The 22,272-nt window shown below is 48.2% G+C and carries 22 protein-coding genes; 5 read left to right on the top strand and 17 right to left on the bottom strand.

What is annotated here, in order from left to right:
- Positions 1–256: 256 nt before the first annotated feature.
- The 5 genes from C7R94_RS17800 to C7R94_RS17780 all read right to left on the bottom strand — a co-directional run bounded on the left by C7R94_RS17800 (position 257) and on the right by C7R94_RS17780 (position 6,406).
- A complete protein-coding gene (locus C7R94_RS17800) occupies positions 257–1,588 on the bottom strand; it encodes an alpha/beta hydrolase-fold protein (RefSeq protein WP_233220591.1) in 1,332 nt (443 codons plus the stop codon).
- An 18-nt stretch (positions 1,589–1,606) separates the two neighbouring features.
- Positions 1,607–2,626 (bottom strand): FecCD family ABC transporter permease, encoded by a 1,020-nt coding sequence (locus tag C7R94_RS17795; RefSeq protein ID WP_106783374.1) that lies wholly within the window; start codon positions 2,624–2,626, stop codon positions 1,607–1,609.
- Complete coding sequence (locus C7R94_RS17790; protein ID WP_106783372.1) at positions 2,619–3,626, bottom strand: FecCD family ABC transporter permease; 1,008 nt, start codon at positions 3,624–3,626, stop codon at positions 2,619–2,621. Before C7R94_RS17790 ends, C7R94_RS17795 begins: the two co-directional genes overlap by 8 nt.
- A 19-nt stretch (positions 3,627–3,645) precedes the next feature.
- Positions 3,646–4,644 carry an ABC transporter substrate-binding protein gene (locus C7R94_RS17785; protein ID WP_106783370.1) on the bottom strand — a complete coding sequence of 333 codons (999 nt, stop codon included), beginning with the start codon at positions 4,642–4,644 and terminating at the stop codon, positions 3,646–3,648.
- A 112-nt stretch (positions 4,645–4,756) separates the two neighbouring features.
- Positions 4,757–6,406 carry an AraC family transcriptional regulator gene (locus C7R94_RS17780; protein WP_106783367.1) on the bottom strand — a complete coding sequence of 550 codons (1,650 nt, stop codon included), beginning with the start codon at positions 6,404–6,406 and terminating at the stop codon, positions 4,757–4,759.
- Positions 6,407–6,587: 181 nt separating this feature from the next.
- Here C7R94_RS17780 and C7R94_RS30335 point away from each other — a divergent pair, with 181 nt between their 5' ends.
- Positions 6,588–6,842, top strand: a complete 255-nt coding sequence (locus C7R94_RS30335; RefSeq protein WP_199197944.1) for a response regulator — start codon at positions 6,588–6,590, stop codon at positions 6,840–6,842.
- Between the two features lie 10 nt (positions 6,843–6,852).
- Positions 6,853–7,866, top strand: coding sequence for a hypothetical protein (locus tag C7R94_RS17770; RefSeq protein WP_106783364.1), 1,014 nt, complete (start codon positions 6,853–6,855; stop codon positions 7,864–7,866).
- Positions 7,867–8,042: 176 nt separating this feature from the next.
- On the opposite strand, the gene C7R94_RS17765 is transcribed toward C7R94_RS17770, so the two are convergent.
- The 3 genes from C7R94_RS17765 to C7R94_RS17755 form a co-directional block, all read right to left on the bottom strand.
- Positions 8,043–8,558 (bottom strand): DinB family protein, encoded by a 516-nt coding sequence (locus C7R94_RS17765; RefSeq protein ID WP_106783362.1) that lies wholly within the window; start codon positions 8,556–8,558, stop codon positions 8,043–8,045.
- 84 nt (positions 8,559–8,642) lie between these two features.
- A complete protein-coding gene (locus C7R94_RS17760) occupies positions 8,643–9,608 on the bottom strand; it encodes a helix-turn-helix transcriptional regulator (RefSeq protein WP_106783360.1) in 966 nt (321 codons plus the stop codon).
- Between the two features lie 70 nt (positions 9,609–9,678).
- Positions 9,679–10,329: a polysaccharide deacetylase family protein gene (locus C7R94_RS17755; RefSeq protein ID WP_233220590.1), complete on the bottom strand. Its 651-nt coding sequence runs from the start codon at positions 10,327–10,329 to the stop codon at positions 9,679–9,681.
- A 283-nt stretch (positions 10,330–10,612) separates the two neighbouring features.
- Between C7R94_RS17755 and C7R94_RS30840 the strand changes: the two genes are divergently transcribed.
- Positions 10,613–12,616 carry an ABC transporter ATP-binding protein gene (locus tag C7R94_RS30840; protein WP_083995254.1) on the top strand — a complete coding sequence of 668 codons (2,004 nt, stop codon included), beginning with the start codon at positions 10,613–10,615 and terminating at the stop codon, positions 12,614–12,616.
- 52 nt (positions 12,617–12,668) lie between these two features.
- Here C7R94_RS30840 and C7R94_RS17745 read toward each other — a convergent pair whose 3' ends face one another.
- Both C7R94_RS17745 and C7R94_RS17740 read right to left on the bottom strand, forming a co-directional pair.
- A complete protein-coding gene (locus C7R94_RS17745; RefSeq protein ID WP_106783358.1) occupies positions 12,669–14,900 on the bottom strand; it encodes a heavy metal translocating P-type ATPase in 2,232 nt (743 codons plus the stop codon).
- A 190-nt stretch (positions 14,901–15,090) separates the two neighbouring features.
- On the bottom strand, positions 15,091–15,387 hold the full coding sequence (locus C7R94_RS17740) for a hypothetical protein (RefSeq protein WP_048036073.1): 297 nt from the start codon (positions 15,385–15,387) through the stop codon (positions 15,091–15,093).
- Between the two features lie 142 nt (positions 15,388–15,529).
- Here C7R94_RS17740 and C7R94_RS17735 point away from each other — a divergent pair, with 142 nt between their 5' ends.
- Positions 15,530–15,904, top strand: coding sequence for an ArsR/SmtB family transcription factor (locus C7R94_RS17735; protein ID WP_035290894.1), 375 nt, complete (start codon positions 15,530–15,532; stop codon positions 15,902–15,904).
- Between the two features lie 69 nt (positions 15,905–15,973).
- On the top strand, positions 15,974–16,447 hold the full coding sequence (locus C7R94_RS17730; protein ID WP_106783356.1) for a hypothetical protein: 474 nt from the start codon (positions 15,974–15,976) through the stop codon (positions 16,445–16,447).
- A gap of 20 nt (positions 16,448–16,467) precedes the next feature.
- Here C7R94_RS17730 and C7R94_RS17725 read toward each other — a convergent pair whose 3' ends face one another.
- The 7 genes from C7R94_RS17725 to C7R94_RS17695 form a co-directional block, all read right to left on the bottom strand.
- Positions 16,468–16,908, bottom strand: a complete 441-nt coding sequence (locus tag C7R94_RS17725; protein ID WP_106783353.1) for a hypothetical protein — start codon at positions 16,906–16,908, stop codon at positions 16,468–16,470.
- Between the two features lie 26 nt (positions 16,909–16,934).
- Positions 16,935–18,344, bottom strand: coding sequence for a sensor histidine kinase (locus C7R94_RS17720; RefSeq protein WP_106783350.1), 1,410 nt, complete (start codon positions 18,342–18,344; stop codon positions 16,935–16,937).
- Positions 18,341–19,021, bottom strand: coding sequence for a response regulator transcription factor (locus C7R94_RS17715; RefSeq protein WP_106783348.1), 681 nt, complete (start codon positions 19,019–19,021; stop codon positions 18,341–18,343). Before C7R94_RS17715 ends, C7R94_RS17720 begins: the two co-directional genes overlap by 4 nt.
- Positions 19,022–19,296: 275 nt before the next feature.
- Complete coding sequence (locus tag C7R94_RS17710; protein ID WP_199197943.1) at positions 19,297–19,914, bottom strand: alpha/beta hydrolase; 618 nt, start codon at positions 19,912–19,914, stop codon at positions 19,297–19,299.
- Positions 19,914–20,861 (bottom strand): ring-cleaving dioxygenase, encoded by a 948-nt coding sequence (locus tag C7R94_RS17705; RefSeq protein WP_106783345.1) that lies wholly within the window; start codon positions 20,859–20,861, stop codon positions 19,914–19,916. The genes C7R94_RS17710 and C7R94_RS17705 overlap by 1 nt, the downstream gene beginning before the upstream one ends.
- 23 nt (positions 20,862–20,884) lie before the next feature.
- Positions 20,885–21,523, bottom strand: a complete 639-nt coding sequence (locus C7R94_RS17700) for a nitroreductase family protein (protein WP_106783343.1) — start codon at positions 21,521–21,523, stop codon at positions 20,885–20,887.
- 212 nt (positions 21,524–21,735) lie between these two features.
- Positions 21,736–22,239: a DinB family protein gene (locus tag C7R94_RS17695; RefSeq protein WP_106783391.1), complete on the bottom strand. Its 504-nt coding sequence runs from the start codon at positions 22,237–22,239 to the stop codon at positions 21,736–21,738.
- Between the last annotated feature and the right edge of the window lie 33 nt (positions 22,240–22,272).

Genomic DNA, 22,272 nt, shown 5'->3' with positions numbered 1-22,272 from the left:
TGCGATCTGGACAGGAGGCTACGCATATTATCGTCAAAAAGACATAGAAACCCTTAGTGAGTCTAAAAAGGATCTACCATCTATTCGCCAATATGCACATACTACCCCTATCCAAAAACGCATCGTTTTATCCGATTAGTTTTGTGGAAATAGGAGTTAGCAGAACATTGGCTTAATGGTCACCCTTTCTTGTAGAATGACCCAAGAGTACCACAAAAAGTAATCCTGTGACAAGAAAAATTCACAAGATCTTGTCCTATGCTTTGTCGACAAGTGTGATGCGCTCTGCTGCTGGAATGCGCGGCTGTGCGCCAGGGATCGCGGCTGGATAACCGATATGCAGGTTCCCCAGCACTTTTTCTCCTGGTCGAATGCCCATCGCTTCTCGGAATTCCGGCTCGTGAATCCACGGGTACGTCTCCCACGTCAAACCGATGCCTTTTTCCCACGCCAGCAAGCTAAAGTTATGGATGACAATGCTGGTCGAAGCGAAATCGTCTTGCCGGGTAATCAGGTTTGGACTTTCTTCCATGATGACCGTCATCAGCATCGGAATCGCCATGATTTTATTGTAAAACTTCTCGCCGACTTCTTTCTTTTTCGCCGGATCAATCTCCCGCTTCTCCTTCATGATCCGCACGGCCTCGGCGATTCTTCTCTTGCCTTCCCCGTACGTCACGATAAAGCGCCACGGTTGTGTCATGTGATAATTCGGCGCCCACACGGCTGTATCCATCAGTTCAGTAACCAGTGCAGGATCTACCTCACGATCTGTAAAGCGATGAATGGAGCGACGCTCTTTAATCAATTTGGCAAGTTCCATTTCTGTCTCCTCCTTCTCATTCCAGAGCCATTGCAACGCCCCCGGAAATCTGGCGTTTGCATATTTGCTCAAATGATCCGCCCCTTCGTCAATGAACAGGGCGAGCTGATCTGCTGTGAAGCCGCTATCAGCCAATATCTGATGCGCTTCTTTTGTCAGCGGGACCATTTGCTTCTGGATGTTTTGTTTTTTAGCACCTTCCTTACTGCCAACATCCATGTAGATGCGCAGTTCGGGATGGTACATTTTCTTTTCCCGCATAAACTGAACCATGCCTTCATACCAATACGATCCCGAGATGCTGCCGATTTTCGTGAAAACATCCGGATATTGGTGCCCAGCGTACATCGAGATCAAGCCACCAAGCGAAAATCCGATGATGCCTGTTTTTTCCGGCTTAGGGTCTGTCCTGTACTTGCTGTCGATATACGCCTTGCATTCTTTGGCAACGTATGAAAGATACACATCTCCTTGCCCGCCAAAATCAATGTTGCGCTCAGGCGAGATCGCTTTGGAGAACCAAGGCGTATAGTCATCCCTGCGGTTTCCTGGTTGGATGCCGACGAGAATCAGCTCAGGAATTTTCCCCTCTGCAAACTTATCTTCGATTACATCGAGTGCAGTACTGAACGCAGGATCAAACAAGTCACCGCCATCATGGACATACATGACGGGAAAACGGGACGTACTCTTGTCATAGGATGGCGGCAAATATACGAGCAGTGCTCGGTGATGGCATACGTCTGCAAACAATTGTCCCTTCACAATTTGCACGTCCCCTCTTTATTTTTTTCTTCTACTTAGTAGATAGAAGAAATACGGCACACCGATAATCGAAATGACGATACCCACTGGCAGTTCAAGGGGGGTGAACACAGTTTTGCCGATAAAGTCCGCTGCCACGACCATGAGCATCCCGATTGTCCCTGCCAGGGGAAGAACATACCTGTGCTGGATTCCCGTCAAACGCTTCGCAATATGCGGTGCCATCAAGCCGACGAATCCGATGCCTCCGGAAACCGAGACACACGCGCTCACGATCCCGATACTCGACAGCAGGAGTATATTGCGCTCCTTTTCCACGGACACCCCCAGATTCTTGACGGATTCCTCGCTCAGTTGAAGCAAATCGAGAATATGCACCTTGCGCATCAAAACAGGAATGAGTATGACTAGCCATGGCAGCATCCCCGCAATATGCGTCCAGTTGGCACTCCAAATACTGCCTGAGAGCCATACGGTTGCCATTTCAAAATCGTTGGGATTCATTTTTAACGAGAGATACAGCGACACCGCACCCAATCCGGAGCCAATCGCGATCCCCACCAGAATCAGTCGTTGCGGGTCAAGCGCCCCGTTACGCCAGGCGAATAGATAAATCAGTCCAGCCGCAAGCAATCCGCCTGTCAAACCGAACAAAGGCATAGCTATGATGGAATACCAGCTCGCATTCATGAATTGTCCACCGAAGAAAAACATAAAAGTGACGATAGCGGCTCCTGCTCCAGCATTAATGCCCAAAATCCCCGGATCAGCCAGCCCGTTACGGGTGATCCCCTGAATGACGGTACCAGCGACCCCTAAGCCAAAGCCGACCAATGCCGCAATAACGATCCGCGGCAGGCGAAAATCGAAAATAACCAAATCGTATTCCGCTACAGGATCAATACGCAATAATGTCTGGATGACATCCAACACCGTCATGTCAAATACACCGTTGGTCAGACTGATATAAATCGCCAGCAAAATCAAGGTGATGTTGACGAGTAACAGCAAACGAAATCTAGCCTTTCGATCAGGCATGCTTTCCCCCTCCTCTCTTGTAAATCAAATAGAGGAAGAACGGAACGCCAATAAAAGCCGTTACCACACCGATTGGGGTCTCAAATGGACTGTTCATAAATCGGCTGAGAACGTCAGACAAGCCCAGGAAAATGCCGCCCAGTAATCCTGCACATGGAATGATCCATCGATAATCGAGACCTACCAAAAAGCGGGTTATATGCGGAATAATCAGCCCGACAAAGGCGATTTTTCCTGCCAACGCTACTGAAATGCCTGTCAGAATAACAACAGCTGCGGTTGCCAGCACTTTGACCATCACGGTTCTTTGTCCAAGACCGCGAGATACTTCGTCGCCCAAGGACAAGATCGTAATTGATTTGGACAAAAGAAGTGCGAGGACAATACCGACTATGGCAAAAGGAACCGCCAGCTTCACCAGCTCAGGCTCCAAGAGATGCAGCCTCGCATTGTACCAAAAGCTGACGTTTTGCGAGACTTGAAAATAAGTAGAGATCGCGGCTGAAATGCTGCTTAAAAAGGTGCCCGTGATCGTACCGATAACCGCCATCCCTACTGGCGTCAAGCCGTTTGGCAATAGTCGGGAAAAAGCGAGAACCATCGCAACAGCAAGTGCTGAACCGATCAGGGACATGGTAATCATCGTGACACTCGTAGCGGATGGAATGAAAACCATGCACAGCGTAACAGCAAAGACCGAGCCGTCAGACACGCCCATAATAGAGGGGGACGCGAGGTAATTCCTCGTCATCCCCTGCATCAGCGCTCCTGATATCGCTAAAAATGCTCCGATCATGAGTGCGCCCAAGACTCTCGGCAAGCGAGAGTGCATGACAATTTGATGATCGACATTCCCTTCATCAAAGGCAAAGAAAGCTTGATAAATGGTCCCGGCATCAATCGACTTGGCCCCGTAATGAATGGAAAGCAAGATTGTAAGCAGGATCACCACTGGCGAAACAGCTAGTATGATCATGGAAGTTGCTTTTTTGGATTGCATAGCCTACCCTCGCCCACTTTTACTTGGCAGACAATTTTTCTACAGCCGCCTTCAGGAATTGTGTTTTACTCCAAGCAGTACCGCCTTGTGCGAGAGGATCAACCACGTTTACGTAAACATTGCCGTTTTTCACTGCATTCACGCTCTTCCAAATCGGGTTGTTCTGCAAATCTTCCAATGCTTTCGGATTGTCCTTATTCTCATCCAGGGAGAACTGGACGAATAAATAGTCCGGGTTGATCTGGCTGAATTTTTCCATCGAGATGATTTCTTGCGCTTTCGCCGCTTTTACTTCTGCAGGAGCAGTTAAACCAAGGTCTGCGTACAGAACCGGATTGAAGAATACCTTATCCGGATAGATGTTGATGTTGCCTTGACGCAGACGAATCGCGAGTACTTTTTTATCCTTCAAGCTCTCACCCAGCTTCGCTTTGGCTGCTTCTGCCTCTGCTTTGTACGCTTGGAGCGCTTTTTCTGCGTCCGCTTGTTTGCCGGTCAGCTCACCCAAGAGCTGGAGATTCGCTTCCCAGTTGGTCGAAATGTGGGAAACTGGGAAGGTAGGCGCAATTTTGCTCAATTTCTCCACCACTTCTGGCGGGAACTTGCTGCTGCCCATAATAACGTCCGGTTTCAAGGACAAGATGGTTTCCAGATTCGGTTGCATTTTTTCCCCGATGGATTTGGCTTCGCCCGTAATTGGTGCAAACATCTCTGGGAATTTGCCGCCGACAGATATCGCTCCTACAGGGTTTACGTTCAATACAAGGGAATCTTCCATAGACTCCATGCTGCCTGCAATGACAATTCTCTCTGTCTTGCTAGGAATGGTGTATTCTTTATCCAAATATTTAATCGTGCGTGTCTCTGCTTTATTCGCTTCATCGGCCGGCTTTTCTGCTGTAGCTGTTGTCGCAGGCGCTGGAGTAGTCGTGTTAGTCGTTGCTTCTTTTCCTCCGCCGCACGCTGTCAGAGCCAATGTCAGCGCTGCGATGCTAAAGCCTAGGTATATCTTTTTCATTCTTGAAAGACCCCTCTCAGAAATGTAATGTTTCACTCCACGCAAGTGATAACGATTATCATTCGTGATTATAAAGCATCCACTCATGCCCGACCATGGACGAAATCCAGAATCAACATGGACGATCTCCTGAAAATAATCTCACACTCTCCTCCACGATCCGTTCATGAGCTGTTGCCGAGTATTCTCGCCAAGGGTCCGACATAATGACATGCGCCCGATTGTTGCGGACTGCTTCGATCTCTTGCCATGGTCCAGATTCTTTCAAGGCTTGGAAGCATGCCAGAGTTTCAGCTTCTTGGCAAACCAACAGCAGCAAGCGATCTGGCGCGAGCGCAACCAATTCCTGTACGGTCACTGGCTGGTCGTACTCCTTCTGCTCTGAGACAAAAGCAGGTTTTACTTGCAGATCCTGATAAAACACTTCATTCATACTGCGATTGCAGTGGACATAGAGCTGGTTTTTCAAAACCCGCACGATGAGCACCGTTTCATCGCCTAGAACGTGTTGAAGCTTAGCCCGAGCCCTCTTCACTTTTTTCTCATACTCGCAAAGCCAATGATGGGCTTCCACGGACTCACCTAAAAAGTCGGCCATAAGCTGTAGTTGTTCTTTCCATCCCCGCTCTTCAAACGGTACATACAAGGTGGGCGCAATCTCGTTCAGCTGATTCTGTTCCTGCAAACTCGTCTCGTCCAAGCCAATGATAACGTCCGGCTTGGCATCGCGAAGCAATTCGATGTTGGCTTTCCAATTCTGATTAATTCGAAAGGCGCTCAGATGTACCGGGATATCGTTTCGATAGCTGTGATGATAGTATGCCGTCCATTTCGGGTGCAGTGGCGCCGCGTAAGGAATCATTTTCAAAGCCAGCAAATGCCCGATGATGGTCGAGCCGTACGCCGCAATTTTTCGTTGGCGACTTTTCATATAGAGAGTCGGAGAAACTCCGACAGCTTTCTTGAATTTTCGACTAAAGTAAAATTCGTCGTTGTAGCCCACTTGATGAGCGATATCGCGCAGCTTGGCATGCGACTGCACCATCATCTGCTTCGCCCGGCTGATGCGAAGCTCTGCCAAATAGTCCATAGCTGAGATGCCATACGTTTTTTTGAACAGGTCGACGAAATATTTTGGACTCACCTCTGCGATGCGAGCCAGCTGTTCAATCGTCACATTTTCCGAGTAATGCTCTTCCATATGTGCGCGTGCCCGCTCCAGCGCCATTCCAGAATCTGTGGCCGAGAAGTGAGCATGCTTGACGATGTGGTACCACAGCTCTTGAAAAGTGTGTTGACCTCGAAAACGCTCAAGTGCCGTCTCCTGCTTCCACAGATTCTGGATCAAATCACAATAGACAGGAAGCTGCCCTGCCGATTGGACAGAGATCTCTCCCCGAAAAGGAAACAGATCCTTTTCCCGAAGGGCTTGGAACCTCCGATGCCTGTCTCTCGTTTCCATAAAGACATCAAAACGGAGCATGTACATTTCCAAATGATCAGCCGAATCAGGGACGATGCCAAACGTAAGCATGGGAGGACATACATAAATCGCGTCTTGCCGCAATTGGTACTCCTCGTTCTCCAGCCGCAGACGCCCTCGTCCCCCGGTTACGACCAGCAAAATATGCGAATGAGTGAATTGTTGGCGTAGTCGGTCATGTCCTTGTGCTTTAAGCCATGTAATGTCACGCAGCTTAAAAATGGTTTCTGCCATGGTCTTCTCTGTGAATTGTTGAACCAAGGCTTGTGTTTCGTTCATGTTCTCACCTCTGTCCAATCCTCTATGTAAAATTGATAATCATTCTCATTATCATTAATAGAGAAAGTATATCAAATGTCGTGCTTGCTTCCTATCAGGAATATTTGATCGATTTGAAACGATAACTTGAACGTGGTATGGTACGTACCAATAGAAAGGGAACCGATGGGAGGAAGTGTCCGTGGAATGCAAGGCTGTCGTCGCGGATGACGAGCAGACAATCGTCATTGCCATTGCTTATGCGCTTGTGCGCGAGGGATTCCAAGTAGAAGTAGCAGCAGCTGGCGGGGAGGCTTTGCGAAAAGTGTCAAGGACGCCTATTGCATCGCAGCTATCCTGGTCGCCCGATGGACAGCGGCTCGCTCTTTCGATTTTCGGCCCGCCCCAAGTATTTACAACAATTTATCAACTGAAACCATTCAACATTACGGAGTGAAAATGAAGATATGAAACGATATGTTCTCCCTTTTGTCTCTAGCCTCGTCGCGATTACTTTTGTGACAGGGTGCACCTTAGCCTCTGATCAACTGACGGTAAAAGACCCTACCCCACCTGCAACGGAAAACACAGGGAAGTCTCCTGCTGATGCAACAAAAGGCGAAAAGCCAACGGATGATTTGCTTAAGCAGTTCACCGTACTAGCTGCGCAAGCCAAGGAAGCGAATGAGCTAACTGCCTTTTTGGATCAGCATCTGGCGAAAACGGACACGAAAACTGCCGATCAATTATTTTTTGCACTTGATCAGTATTATGAAAAACATCTGCCTACGATAAACGATAACTTCAAGGCACTCCTCGGCCAGCCGGGAAATGCCGATAAGCTGTACGCCCTGCAATACCCATATGATTTCAACAGGCTAGAAGTCGATGACAGCTTCAAGCATTGGCTCCTCAATCAAACAGAGGGCGGACTCATTTTAAAGGCAACGAACGACATGTCCTTCTACTGGCAAGTGGATTACAAAGCACTGCAAAAATATGCTGCTTCGCTCGATGAGGAAGGGAAGGACTACTTGTCCATTCAAGAAACGGAAACGGGCAAACCGTATTTGGGTGACGGCGGGTTGCAAATCACGCGAGCCGAGCTCGGCCCCAGAATGGTTGAAGTCGAAGAGTATTTGGTCAACTATCGCAGCAGCCCACGTGCAGTGAAGCTCCGTACACTCTACATCGACTATCTCAAAGCATACTTGTCTGATTATCGTTATGATGCCATTGACGAAGCAACAATGAAGCTGCCCCCGCCTGTCAAGGAAGAGTATCAGAACTTTGTCACGAAATATGAGGCTACGAAAACAGGGCGTATCGTCAAGGATTACTTGAGCGAGGTCGCTAAAAACAACGACGTAATTTTCGAACCTGGCAAGCCTAATGAAAGTATCATCGGAGAACGAAAGCCCAACCTTAGTCAGTTCTTGAACGGGCTCGAGTTGCGGATTGCTCGGACGATGAATCCTTAAAAAACAAGCAGTTTGCGTGGCTGTAGTGGAGGAGAGGGAACAGGAGAAAACGACTCAGCTTCTAGGGCCACCCGCTGGGGGAGTCTTAGTCAATGTCACTAAGATCTTCGCTGTTTTCTCCTGTTCCCTCTTACAAGCTGCTTGTTTTTTCGTTAGTTGATGGAAAGAAAAAACCTCTATTGTTCTACCGCAGAAGTTTCAAACAAATAAAAAATGTAATCGGAGGAAGCTCCCGCGTGACCCATTTGTCTGAGCATGGCGGAGATATTGCCTCGGTGATAGGTGCCGTGGTTGGCGACGTGCTGGACGATGTCGGCATAGCGAGCATGAACCGTGCCCAATGCCGGGTGCCTATAAGGCGCGGTGTCTTCCATCGAGATTTGCCCGAAGAAATCTCTGAATTGCTGGGCTGATTCGGCAAACAGCTTTCGCAGCTCGTGTACGTTCTTCCCTTTTAATTCCTGCAAGAGAACCGCTACTTTTGGTCCTACCTCTTCGTAGCTCTCCCCCTTCATTGCCAACAACCAAACATAATCCGTTTTGAGAATGTGAGCCAATGTCTGGGTGATGGTCGGGAACACACTCGGAACCTGTTGCTCACTTACTTCCTCTGGTACCTCCTGCAACCGCTCGAATACCTTTTCATTTGCCCATACATGATACTCGTACAAACGCAATGCTTCATGCTTCATAATCAATCTGCCTCCATTTCCTTTTTCCATCTCTTCTTTGCTTTCAATATAAATCAACTCTACTGACAGAAATGGTCAGTGAAATCATGTCGACTGATAAAAATGAAATAAATCGGCAGCGATGGCAGCCAACCGCTCTTTTACAAAAGCTGGCTCTTCAACTTGAATGGATTTTCCGTATGGCAACAGATAGTGAGGAAGGATCGAATGGGCCATTTGCTCATCTACTTGAAAAATCACCTGTGTCTCGCTGCGTTCAATCACAGTATGTCCGAGATACCAATGCCTGCACAAATCAGCGAGTGACTGTGTTCTTCCTTTGATTTTGATCAAAATAGTGCTTCCCTGCTTGTCTGCTTCCGGTAGTAAATTCGAGAGAAAAAAATGGCGCGCAGAAAATTCAGGAGGGCGTTGAAAGCTGGCTTCTGTACGTTGGATCTCATAGACACGATCTGCACGAAAGCTGCGAATGGTACTACGGAGATGACAATAGGCAACGATATACCAGTTTCCCTTCCAATAAACGAGCCCGTATGGATCGATATGACGCCTCTGTCTCGTTGTCTGGTAGGCTTTCTGATACTCCATCGAAAGGGTGTATCCATTGGCAACAGACAGCTCCAGTTCCTGTAGGGTAGATTCGAGAGAAGGATCAACAGGAGGCTGGATCACCTCAAAGCCGATACTATGCCGGTCTATCGCGTCACGCTGCTCTTCATTTGTGTAACGTTTTAGCTTGGAAATGGCCCGGTGTAAATCTGCTCCGAAGGGATACCCGGCCTCTTGGGCAAAAGCCGCTGCATGAATCAGGGCTTTTTGCTCGTTGAGGTCGAAAAACAACGGAGCTTCATTGAAATGCTGAAGTAAACTGTAGCCGCCATTGTGTCCGGCATCGGAAATGATGGGTACACCGCTCGCACACAGTGAGTCGATATAGCGATAAACGGTGCGAATATTAATCTCGAGAATCTCTGCCAATTGCTTGGCTGTCATTCGCTTGCCAGTCTTCAACAGCCACAAAATGGAGAGCATATTATCTGCTTTGGACATGTACGGATTCGCTCCCCTAAAAAAAAATCTTCTGATTCTACTAATTACCACAGAATTCAATCCATTTCCTCTATCTGCCCCTTCTCCATTTCTCGACAGGACAGGTTCTTTCTCGATAAGCTGCCAGTTGAAACAAGGCGGAAATGGTTGAGAAGGTATATTTCTGCTCACTTAACACCTCAATGACATAGGGCAAAGCGTCCATACTTCCCTTTAACGTGTCTTTCGTACCGCCAGCGGAATGTTGAAGCACGACTGTACCTGGGGTGACATGTCCCAAGATGTTTCTCGCTACCTGTGGGCCGGTGAGACCTTTCCAATCCCAACTATCTATATCCCACAAAATCATTTCGTAGTCGCTCGCCGCAAGCAGCTGGATGACCTCCTCATTCACTGCTCCATATGGCGGTCGAACCATCCTAGGTCTCACACCTACTACCTTCTCGATCTGATCCGACGTACGTTCTATCTGCTCCTGAACAGCCAAGAGAGGAATTTTCGTAAAGTCAGGGTGATCCCAGCTATGGTTTCCTACCATGTGACCTTCCTTTACGATCCGCTCCAGTATTTTCGGATTGTACTTCACCATTTGGCCCACACAAAAGAAAGTGGCCTTTACCTGATAGTGGGCTAGTATGTCTAACACACGAGGCGTCCACAACTGATCCGGTCCATCATCAAAAGTGAGTGCGATTTCCTTGGGCCCATTGAGCTTGCTCACAAGCGTTACCCTCCCTCTAAGCCAGTATTCTGCTGCTTTGATGCATAGTATGACTGGGCTATCATTTGGTAACGCTAAAAAAACCACTATTCTGGGCTTTTGGCAAAATTGAAGATGATTCTGCATGAGTATGCAACGTAGAAAAAAATTTTTTAACAACGGTTAATGAATATAGTATAATGGTGATAATGATTTTCATTTTCGCAAAAATTCCTACTAGAGAGATTGTTAGATATACACGGAGGGTTAATCACGACAAAGCATGCTCGAAAGGGATGATGATATGGGAAAAGTTTTAGAAGTAAAAGATTTGCATGTGTCTTTCGATACGTATGCAGGTGAAGTCAAAGCCGTACGTGGCGTCTCCTTTGATCTGGAAAAAGGAGAAACGCTGGCGATCGTTGGTGAATCTGGTTCCGGTAAATCGGTCACCTCCCAAGCACTTATGCGACTTATTCCTTCTCCTCCTGGACGCATTCCAAAAGGACAGGTTCTTTTTGAAGGACGGGATTTGGTTACGCTTTCCGAAAAAGAAATGCAGGATGTTCGCGGTCGCGATATCTCGATGATCTTCCAAGACCCGATGACTTCCTTGAATCCGACGATGACTATCGGGAACCAAATCATGGAGAGCTTCATCAAGCACCAAAAGCTGAACCGCGCTGAAGCCCGCAGCCGTGCTATTGAACTGTTGGAAATGGTAGGGATTCCGCTTGCCAATGAACGTGTCGATCAATACCCGCACCAGTTTTCTGGTGGAATGCGCCAACGGATCGTCATTGCCATCGCACTGGCCTGCAATCCAAAAATTATCATCGCCGATGAGCCGACGACTGCTCTGGACGTATCGATTCAAGCGCAGATTTTGGAGTTGCTGAAGGAACTGCAAAAGAAGATGGGCACCTCGATCATCTTCATTACGCATGACCTCGGTGTAGTTGCTAACATGGCAGACCGTGTAGCGGTTATGTATGCAGGTAAAATTGTGGAAATCGGTAAAGTCGATGAAATTTTCTATGATCCTAAGCACCCGTATACATGGGGTCTGTTAGGTTCCATGCCTAGCCTCGATGCCAGCGATGACGAGCTAATGTCCATTCCTGGATCGCCGCCTGATATGTTCAAGCCACCTGTAGGTGATGCCTTCGCAGCTCGTAACCCATTTGCGCTGAAGGTCGATCTGGAATATGAGCCACCGATGTTCAAAATCTCCGACACGCACTATGCGGCAACATGGCTCTTGCATGAAATGGCACCTGACATCAAACCACCTGCTTCGGCTGTGAGACGAAAAGTCAATTCGGATGATGCGACTGAGGCGCCAGTAAGCACCAAAAAAACGTTTAACTACGAGAACCGTGAGAAGCTGGTTGAAGTCAAAGATTTGAAACAGCATTTTGACCTCGGGAATGGTCACACGCTGAAAGCTGTAGATGGTATCACCTTTGACATCTACAAAGGGGAAATCTTCGGTCTTGTGGGTGAATCCGGTTGCGGTAAATCCACCACAGGACGCACCATCCTGCGCCTTTACGATGCAACGGGCGGAGAGGTCTTGTTCAATGGACAAAGTGTACACGGAAAGAAAACACTTGAAGAAAAGAAATGGCTCAACCGCAAAATCCAGATGATCTTCCAAGACCCATACTCGTCGTTGAATCCACGTCTGACCGTATCCGATATTATTGCGGAAGGTCTGGACATTCATCGTCTGGCGACCAAGGAAGCACGCATCGCCAAGGTACACGAGCTGTTGGAAACCGTTGGCCTCAACCGCGAGCACGCAAACCGTTACCCGCATGAGTTCAGCGGCGGACAGCGCCAACGGATCGGAATTGCGCGGGCATTGGCTGTTGATCCGGAATTCATCATTGCCGATGAACCGATCTCTGCCCTCGACGTGTCCATTCAGGCGCAGGTCATTAACCTGCTCAAGCGCCTGCAAAAAGAAAAAGGCCTGACCTATCTGTTCATCGCCCATGACCTGTCCATGGTTAAGTACATCAGTGACCGTATTGGTGTCATGTACCGCGGACGTATTGTAGAGCTGGCAGAAAGTAATCGCCTGTACGAGAATCCAGTTCATCCGTACACCAAATCGTTGCTCTCGGCAATTCCATTGCCAGACCCTGATTATGAGCGCAACCGTAAGCGCATCGTTTTCGATGATCAGGAATATTTGCGAGACCAAGGGGAAGAACGCGTCTTGCGAGAAATTGAGCGCGGACACTTTGTCGCTTGCACACAAAAAGAATTCGAAAGATACGGCGGCGGCGTCTTAGTGTAAACCATATATAAGAAAAGGGAGAGAGCTTCGACAGCTCATCTCCCTTTTTTATTTAGTCCTTCATGCGCAACAGTCTCATGCTGTTTAAGATGACCAGCAAGGCGGCTCCTGTGTCACTGAGCACCGCCAGCCACAAGGTTAGATAGCCCGGGAATATCAGCACGAGTGCCACCAGCTTTACGATGATCGAAAACCAGATGTTCTGTTTGATAATCATGAGTGCTTTTCTGCTGACCTTCATCGTGTGCGGCAGCTTTTCGAGATTGTCAGCCATCAGCACGATATCCGCAGTTTCCATTGCCGTATCGGTGCCTGCTCCACCCATGGCAATCCCCAAGTCAGCTGATGCGAGAGCAGGCGCATCGTTGATCCCGTCACCCACCATGGCGACTACCTTGCCTTCCTGTTGGAGCTTCTTAACCGCCTCTACCTTATCTTGTGGCAACAGCTCTGCAAAATAACGATTGACTCCTGTCTGGCTCGCTACTTTTTTCGCCGTACCCGTATTGTCACCCGTCAGCATCACGATGTCTTCGATTCCTGCTGCCTTGAGCTTGCCAATGGCACTAACCGTAATCTCACGAATAGTATCGGCAACAGCAATCATCCCGATCAATTTCGTTGCGGTACCGATAACTACTAGCGTATGTCCCTCGCTCTGCAACGACTCGATTTTCATTTGCCATGCCGAGAGATCGATTCCCAGCTCTTGAAACAGGGCGGGCTTACCTGCATAAAATGTTTCGGTTCCGATGACAGCGCTCGCCCCTTTTCCGACGATCGCCTTGAAATCTTGCCCGCTCTGAGAAGCAACCTGCTTTTGATTCGCATAGGTGAGAATCGCTTGTGCAATCGGATGGGAAGAACGCTCTTCAATCGTTCTGGCGATCGACACTACTTCGTCCTCGCTTCCCTCCATCTCGATAACCGCTGCAACCTGTGGTTTCCCTTCCGTCAATGTACCCGTTTTGTCGAAAGCAATGGCAGTGATTGCTCCTGCCTTTTCCAAAAACGTACCGCCCTTGATCAAGACGCCGTTTCTCGCTGCATTTCCAATCGCGGACACAATCGCAACTGGCGTGGAAATGACCAGTGCACACGGGCAAGCAACAACCAGCAGCTCAAGCCCTCTGTAAAACCATTCTCCCCAGGTGCCGAGTCCGAGTAATGGCGGGAATACGATCACGAGCAAAGCAAGCACGAGCACGATTGGCGTGTAGATCGCAGCGAACTTGTCGACGAATGCCTGAGTAGGCGCTTTTTTCTCCTGCGCTTCCTCCACGAGATGAATGATTCTGGCAATCGCCGTATCCTCTACCAGCTTGGTTACCTTGATCTCCACCGCGCCGCTTTCGTTGACACTCCCTGCAAAAACACTGTCGCCGACCAGCTTATCCACGGGAATCGATTCACCTGTAATCGGGGCCTGATTGACGCTCGATGTCCCGTGTACAATGACACCGTCCAGCGGGATTTTCTCTCCCGGCTTCACCACAATGACTTGGCCGACATAGATGTCCTCAACTGGCTTGCGTGTAAGAGACTCCCCCACCTTGACCCATGCCTCAGGCGGAGCCAAATCCATCAGATTGCGTATGGAGTCGCGCGTTTTTTCAATCGACTTGGTCTGCAACAAGTTTCCGATGGAAAAGAGCCAGACGACTGTCGCTCCTTCCAGCCATTCCCCGATTAATGCTGCTCCTACTGCTGCAACAGACATCAATACGTTCATATCCAGTGAACCGCTTTTGATCGCGTAAAAAGCACTGCGTGCAGGTCGGTAGCCGCCACTTATGATCGACAACGCATAGAGCACTGTAACGACCAGCGGAGATATGCTAGGCGATAAGGAACCTAGAAAGCCGAGAGCCAACAACACACCAGAAATCGTCGTCAGTACCGTCCCTGCTTGATCCGTTTTCGGTACTGCTTTGGCCGTGCTCCTCGTAAGCAGCATGGCGCTGTAGCCAGCCTTGGCGACTTCCTTGACCACTGCATCTTCTCCCAGCCCATCCGTGACGAGCTGCATTTTACCCGTGGAAAAGTTCACGTTTACCTCTTTTACGGCAGGCAACGTCTGCATATGCTTTTCCAGCGATTTGGCGCACGAACTGCAATCCATACCTGTAACGCGATAGACGACAGCCTGTGAAGAAAGAATGCCTGCGCTTTCTGTTGCCGCAGCCGCAGGCTCGAGAACCATGAGAATTTTACCAGCATGCTTATGTTCACTTCCGCATTGATGCCCACTGCAACACTCATCTTTTTTTCGTTCTTCTGCCATTTGTTTTCACCTTTTTCCAAGCATCTATTTTGCCCAGCTTCGAATGAAATCAATCCACAAACATTCAAACAAATATTTAATTATTATATTATCGCATCCTTCTGGTTCGTTCAAGAATTGCTTTGAATATTTCGCCCATTTTTTTACAGGTCCAGAATAAAGAAAAAGACCCCTATTACGAGGAGTCGTGTTACTTGGTACGAGCTTCTACTGGAGCTGGGGTCGTCTGCCAACGCTCCCCACAGTCCAGACATTTGCACTTGATTACTTTTCGCTTTTCTAAGGCAAGACGAACGGCAAACAGGATAAAAGCCCCTGACAGTCCGAGGAATAAAAAGATGACAGGAGTCCCTTTCACCGAAATGCCGATCAAGGCAAGCACTGCCAAAACCGCTACATAAATCGTTATGTATAATGGCTTATTGATCGATTCCGTCAAATCGATTTTCGCAGAACGGCACTTCGGGCACTTTGGTTGCGCACTCATGGTATTCTCTCCCCATTTCTTGGATCATGTTCATCTTACACGAAAACAGAGAGGGACACTACACTGCCATGAAAATGTCGTTTTTCCTTTTCACTTTCTCTGCGAATGTCTATAATAGTAGGACATTGTAGAGCATGAGGTGATGGTTACAGTGGACGACATCTGTGAAATCCAATGTTTTGATGAGGAAAAAGTAAATCGGTTAAAGCCGTTCGCCACAGAATCAGAAGGGGTCGCAAAAATCTTCAAGGCGTTGGCCGATGACACCCGCGCCAAAATCATTCACATCCTCTCGATGGAAGACGAGCTCTGTGTCTGCGATGTGGCTGCCATCATCGGAAGCTCGATCGCTAACACCTCCCACCATCTGCGACTTCTGCGCAACATGGGACTGGCCAAGTACCGCAAAGAAGGAAAGCTCGTTTTTTACTCGTTGGATGATGATCATGTACGCCATCTCATATCTGCGGGGATTGAACACGCCAAAGAACAGAAAACCATTGTCCGAGCTACCTGATTGCTCGGGCTTTTTTGTTATAGGACTAAGATGACTTTTTTAAGTGATAGTCAGGAGGTGTGTTCGCACATGATAAACAAGGATGCGGTAATCCATTGTTTACAGGGTATCCATAACCGAAAGTTCGTCGATCATTTTCATATTCAAGAAGACCGGCAGCCACGCTGGGAGGCTTTAGCCTATCTTTTGTCTCTCGAAAAAACAGAAGTCCCTCATCCGGTGGATGCTTTTCTACTTTTAATGGAGCGCCTCGAATACTGGGGAGAAGAATGGGCTTGGGAAGAGATGAATGTCAAGAATAGCAACAGACAGCTCGTACTTAGTCGGGTCATTGATCCCCTCCTAAGATTTGGATTATTCATGGAAATAGACGTGAAAAATACGCTTGGCAAACTAGATGAACTCGGTATTGAAATTGATTTTGGCTCCATTGTGACAGCTTCGTCCACTAACACGCTGATTTATGATGAGTGGAATGATTTTCTTTTATTCGGTGGTAACGCACACCATTATTATGTCATTCAATGGTACACAACCGCTTAGTCAGTATTTTAAACATTTGATTAACCATGGCGGTTTATACTCGTTTTCCGGGTAAACCGCTGCCTGATTGCCTCTATTCCCACAAATATAAGGAAGTAACATATTGCGGCGAACACAAACACTGTTGCCTGCGGATAAAACAAGACAGCATGTGGATCAACACTCATTAGCCATTGCGAAAGCACAGGCACATAGCCGATGACAGCATATCCCCCGAAACGCACAACGTATTTTTTCCACCCGATCAAGGGTGACCTACTCACAAGCCAGTCCAGGAACACAGACAGCCATAAGAAGACGACCAGGTTCAATGCCATGCTTACGAGTACACCCAGCAAATACTCTTGCCCGAACCCGTACGGCGCGCTTGGATCACGAAAGCTGTAGATGATCAACGCAGCATACAGACCGGTAAAGAAAGAGGATGTGACTGCGGCAAGAAAACGCATGCCGATATTCATGGAAATCACTCCCTTGCTTCGTTTTGTTATGATTCGTTTAGCGTTCGTGCAGTAGGATTCTCCCCCGTCGGTAGGCTGACCGTGACCGTTGTCCCTTCGCCTATACGGCTTTGAATGTGAATGCTGCCTTTTGCGACCTGCAAAATTTTTTGCACGATAGAAAGACCGAGACCGCTTCCCGTCGCTTCTCGATTGCGTGCCTTGTCTCCTTTGTAAAAACGGTCAAAGACATGCTCCTGTTCTTCTTCTGACATGCCGATCCCCGTATCTCGAATGGTCACTACAATTCGCGTATCCTTCTGTATCGCAATGTAAATAGAGCCAGCTGTTGGGGTGAATTTGATACTGTTCGCAAGCAGGTTCATCCACACTTGATTGAGCAGCTGCTTGTCACCCACGATGAAGGTCTCCGGTAAAGTCAGCTCCATCGTGAGCTTTTTTTGTTGCCACTGGTGCTGCAAAACTAAGAGGACTTGCCTGATCTGCTCATCCAGACGAAACCGTGTCGGTTCGTACAGACCTGTCTCTTTGTCCAGGGAAGCGAGCGTCAACAGCTGCTTGCTCAAGGAAGACAGCCGTCTGCTCTCCTCTTCGATGATAGTCAAGTACGTCTCCTGCTGTTCGTTTGTCACACCACCGCTGCGGATGGCTTGAGAAAAGCCTTGGATCGATGTCAATGGAGACTGGATTTCATGAGAGACATTGGAGACAAACTCTTGGCGCATCTCGTCCAGTTGTTTGAGTGACTCTGTCATCCTGGCAAAATGAATGGCCAAATCGCCGATTTCGTCCCGGCGCGCGATGTCCAGGTGGATATCGTACTGGCCTTCTGCCAGCTTTTTGGTCGCACGGCTTAGCTTCTCGATCGGCTTCACCAAATAACGGGTAAATATCAAGATCAGGATCAAGCTAAGGATAAACATCGCTGCCAGCAGCAGGGCAAACATAATGTGCACCTCACCAAACTGCTGCTCAATATTTGGCCGTACAAACAGGGCGTATTTCTTCCCTTCTGCTGTAAGCGGCAAGCCAATGCTGTTTTTCAACGTGTTTTCGAAAAATCCGGTCACAAACAAGCCGTGCTGTTCTTCTGTAATCCCTCTGTAGGTCTCACCCGCTAACACTTTTTGAACGATGGCAGGCTCTATCTGCTGATCGCGGAAAGGTGCTCCGAATTGGCTTACTGCGCCATTCTCATCCACGAGCTGCAGCTGAAAATTCAAATTGGCGATATGGGCCATGAAGGCGGGCAGGTCGAGCGACGATTTATGCTCATACAAATCAATCATTTGCTGTCCGATGCTCATGATTTTTTGTTCATTATAAGCGCGCAGATTTCGTTGATAATACTCATTTGCCAGCAAAAATCCCAGTGTGCCGCTGATCAGTACAATTGCGACGAAGGTAAGAACGACCCGAACGTAGAGTGATTTCACGTGCCTCGTACCTCCAGCTTGTAGCCTAAGCCGCGAACGGTAGAAATGACAAAGTCATTTGTTTTCTCCGTAAACTTTTCTCGCAGCCGCTTAATATGCACATCGATGGTACGACTATCACTCTCGGTGTCGCTCCCCCACACAAGCTCCAATAGTTGATCTCGGGTAAAGATCCGATCAGGAAAACTGGCAAGCTGGGCAAGTAGTTCAAATTCCTTTAACGGTAAATGAATCAACTCATCTTTCACCTTCACGACATGGCTAATCCGATCGATGACGGTATCGTTTAAAACGATGATTTGTTTGCTGACCATCTGATAGCGACGCAGCAAGGCCTTGATGCGGTACAGCAATTCGGTAGGCTCAAATGGCTTGGTCAAATAATCATCCGTCCCCGCCAAAAAACCTTTTTCCTTATCCCGCACCTCTCCTTTTGCCGTTAGCATGATGACAGGGAGGTCGTAAAATTCCCGTATCTCCCGGCACAGCTCCCAGCCGTTTTTGCCTGGCATCATCACATCCACGATGGCGAGCTGGACTGATTCCTGTTCCAATAGCTGCGAAGCCTCATTTCCATCCACACAAGCCAAGACGTTGTATCCCTCTTTTGATAAGTAAAATCGCAATAGCTCACGTACGTGTGGATCGTCATCTGCAATCAGAATCGTCAGTTTCATCAAGCTCGCCCCCTTGTTACTTCGCCCTCTGGTTCTCCTGCTTCATTATTTTGAATGATACTCACTTGTCTATCCTCCTGCAAATCGTCACTGGCTTGCGCCTATCTACACGGATCAATCGTAAAGAAGCAATATGAACAAGGGATGAACGAATCCTGCTGGCTCTTGACGACTCTTACACATTTGATTAAATCTGCGGGAAGCCTGCTCTTTTCCCGGAAAAACACACAAAAAAGCGGCAGACACCTGGGTCCGCCGCTCTTGTTACTCATCGATTACTTACGAAACACCTCTGTAAACCACGCGGCCGAAGCCTCTACTTCCTTCACCGTCAGCTGATGACCATATGAATCCCAATGCACAGTCACGTCAGCACCTGCTTCTGTCAGTAGTTGGTTCAGCTCCTCCGTCTCTTGTGCAGTACAGATCGGATCATTCGTGCCCGCTCCGATGAACACCGGGATGGCTGACATATCAGGCAGAGCGATCCCACGGCGTGGAACCATTGGGTGGTAAAGAATCGCTCCTTTTAGCGGATTCGGGTAATGGAACAGGAGACTACCTGCGATATTCGCCCCGTTCGAATAGCCGACTGCCACGATATTGTCTCGCTCGATCTGATACGTAACCGCCGCCTGATCCAAAAACTCATGCAGCTCCTGCGTGCGGTAGATCAAATCCTCTTCGTCAAATACTCCCTCTGCTAGGCGTCGGAAGAATCGCGGCATGCCGTTTTCGAGAACATTCCCACGGACACTCAGAACAGAAGCGCCTGGATAAATGCGATTGGCCAGCGGCAAGAGGTTATTCTCATCTCCGCCTGTTCCGTGAAGCAGCAACAGAGTTGGTGCTTCTGAATCGGTTCCTTTTCGAAAAATGTGCTGCAAATTCATTATTTATCTTCCTCCAACACTCTGACTGTAATCGGCGGCAAGCCTTGCTCAATCTGGGCGCGACGTGGCTCATACCACTCAGGGAGCATCAGTTTTTCACCCAATGTCTCAAATGGCTCATCTCTTTCAAAGCCTGGAGGATCTGTTGCAATCTCAAACAAAATCTCGCCCGGCTCGCGGAAGTAGATGGCGTTGAAGTATTGACGGTCGATAATGTCCGTCGGATGGAGACCAGATTGAGCTGCACGCTGCTGCCACAGTTGGTGATCCTGATCATCTACGGCGCGCCATGCGATATGGTGGATCGTACCTGCACCACCTGCTCCTCTTGGTATCGACTCGGCATTCACATCAATGACATTGCCCAAATCGCCGTGAGCCTGGAAACGAACAAGGCCATTTTCTTCGCCAACTCTAGTCAGTCCCATCAGTCTCTCGAGAACATCCATGGTGTGGGCTGGAGCCATACTGTACAAGATCGCTCCGCCGAAGCCTTTGATCGCCTTGTCAGCTGGCACTCCGCCAAAGGACCATTTACTCGCTGGACCGCCTTCACGTTCCACGATCTCCAGCTGCAAGCCGTCTCTGTCTGTAAATTGCAGATACGTTTCATTAAAACGCTCCACGCGGCGGTACTCGATTCCGAATTTTTTCAGTCGATCCTCCCAGAAGGAAAACGCCCCAACCGGAATCAAGAAAGTCGTATAGCCAACCTGACCACCGCCAACACGTCCGCGGCGACCAGATTCCCAAGGGAAAAAGGTGATCGCGGTACCTGGACTGCCGACCTCATTCCCAAAGTAAAGATGATATACATCTGGTGCATCGAAGTTGATCGTTTTTTTCACCATGCGCAATCCGAGAAAACCTGCATAAAAATCAACGTTATTTTGAGCGCTTGTGACAAAAGCCGTGATATGGTGAATTCCTGCCGTTTGTTGTGTCATTTTGAATAACCTCCTCAAATTTATTATTTAGTTGCTTGGAATGTGTTGTAGCTTACGAACTCTCCAACGGGCTTGCGGTACCCTCTGACACGCTGGCTGGATGTATCTTCCTTCCCAATCGTGATCATCAAAGCTGGCACAAAGCTGTCCGGAACCTTTGCTATCTCTTGGACCGCTGCTGGGTCGAATCCGATCATCGGGCACGTATCCCAGCCTTTATCCTTTGCAGCGAGCATGAACAGCATTGCAGACAAATTGGCATTGCGGATCGCTTCATCACGCTTGAACTGCTCTCCTCCAGCCTCGTGCATTGCTCTTACAGAAGAATTGTTGTGGTCGTACTCGCGTTGATCCATGACTCCTAAATGAAGAAGACCTTCATTAATGCTCTCTACGCTTTGGTACGCTTCCTTGTCACCAAATACAAGCACAACTGCCGAAGCGGTCTTTACCTTATATTGTCTATATGCCGCTTCATATACACGCTCTTTGGCTTCTGGATCGATGACAACTACATAATGGGCATGCTGCAAATTGAATGCTGATGGCGCGAATTTGACCAGCGACATGATTTCATCGATCTCAGCAGGTGTTATCGTTACGTCAGCTAGAAACTTGTTTGCGGATCTTCTGTTTTTTACAAGGGTAGTGAATTCACTCATGGGACTTCCTCCTCGATTTTTTCTATCTCATTCATTTTTTAATATCTTAAATTAGAGATAATTGATTTAAAAATGTTCCTGCTTGGGGAAGTAGGATGACGATGTTACGAAATTTAAATATCTTGAATTTAAGATAATTATAGGACGTAAATTCTCCCTTGTCAACAGCCCAAGGCCAGAAGAATGAAATCTCTTCCAGCCTAAGGCTCTTGTCAGTTGGCGTACCAGTATAGAGCATAATCGGTCATGACAGAAGGATACCCCATTTGGCGCAGCATCGCCGTTATGTTTCCACGATGATACGTTCCGTGATTGGCCACTTGCATGATGATTTCTGCCAAGCTCGTATCGCGTACTCTCGTGTACGGATTATCAAGGACGATGCGCCGCTCCAAATCTTCTTCTTGGTTGAGAAAAGCTCTGAATTGCTCAACCAGCTCGGCATACAACCTCTCTACTTCCTCCAAGCTTTTCCCCGTTAATTCCTTTTCCTTCTGCCATGCCTCATTCAATGCCGCTTTCATATCCATCCCCTGCAATATGAGAATCCAGCCTTGGTCAACCATATAAATATGCTCCATCACTTTTGCTACTGTCGGGAAAACGCTTTGGACCTCCTGCTCGTAAACCCCTTCCGGAAGTTCCTTCAAGCGATTGATTAACGTCTGATTCGCCCACGCGTGAAAGTCGTACATGTTTTTGGCATAGTGTGTCATGATAAAGCCCCCTCTTTCGTTCGTCGATAGCTC

This window comes from Brevibacillus sp. NRRL NRS-603 (assembly GCF_003013445.1).
GTDB lineage: Bacteria > Bacillota > Bacilli > Brevibacillales > Brevibacillaceae > Brevibacillus > Brevibacillus formosus.
Note: the sequence above shows the minus strand (reverse complement) of the source record. Positions and strands in the feature narration are given on the sequence as shown.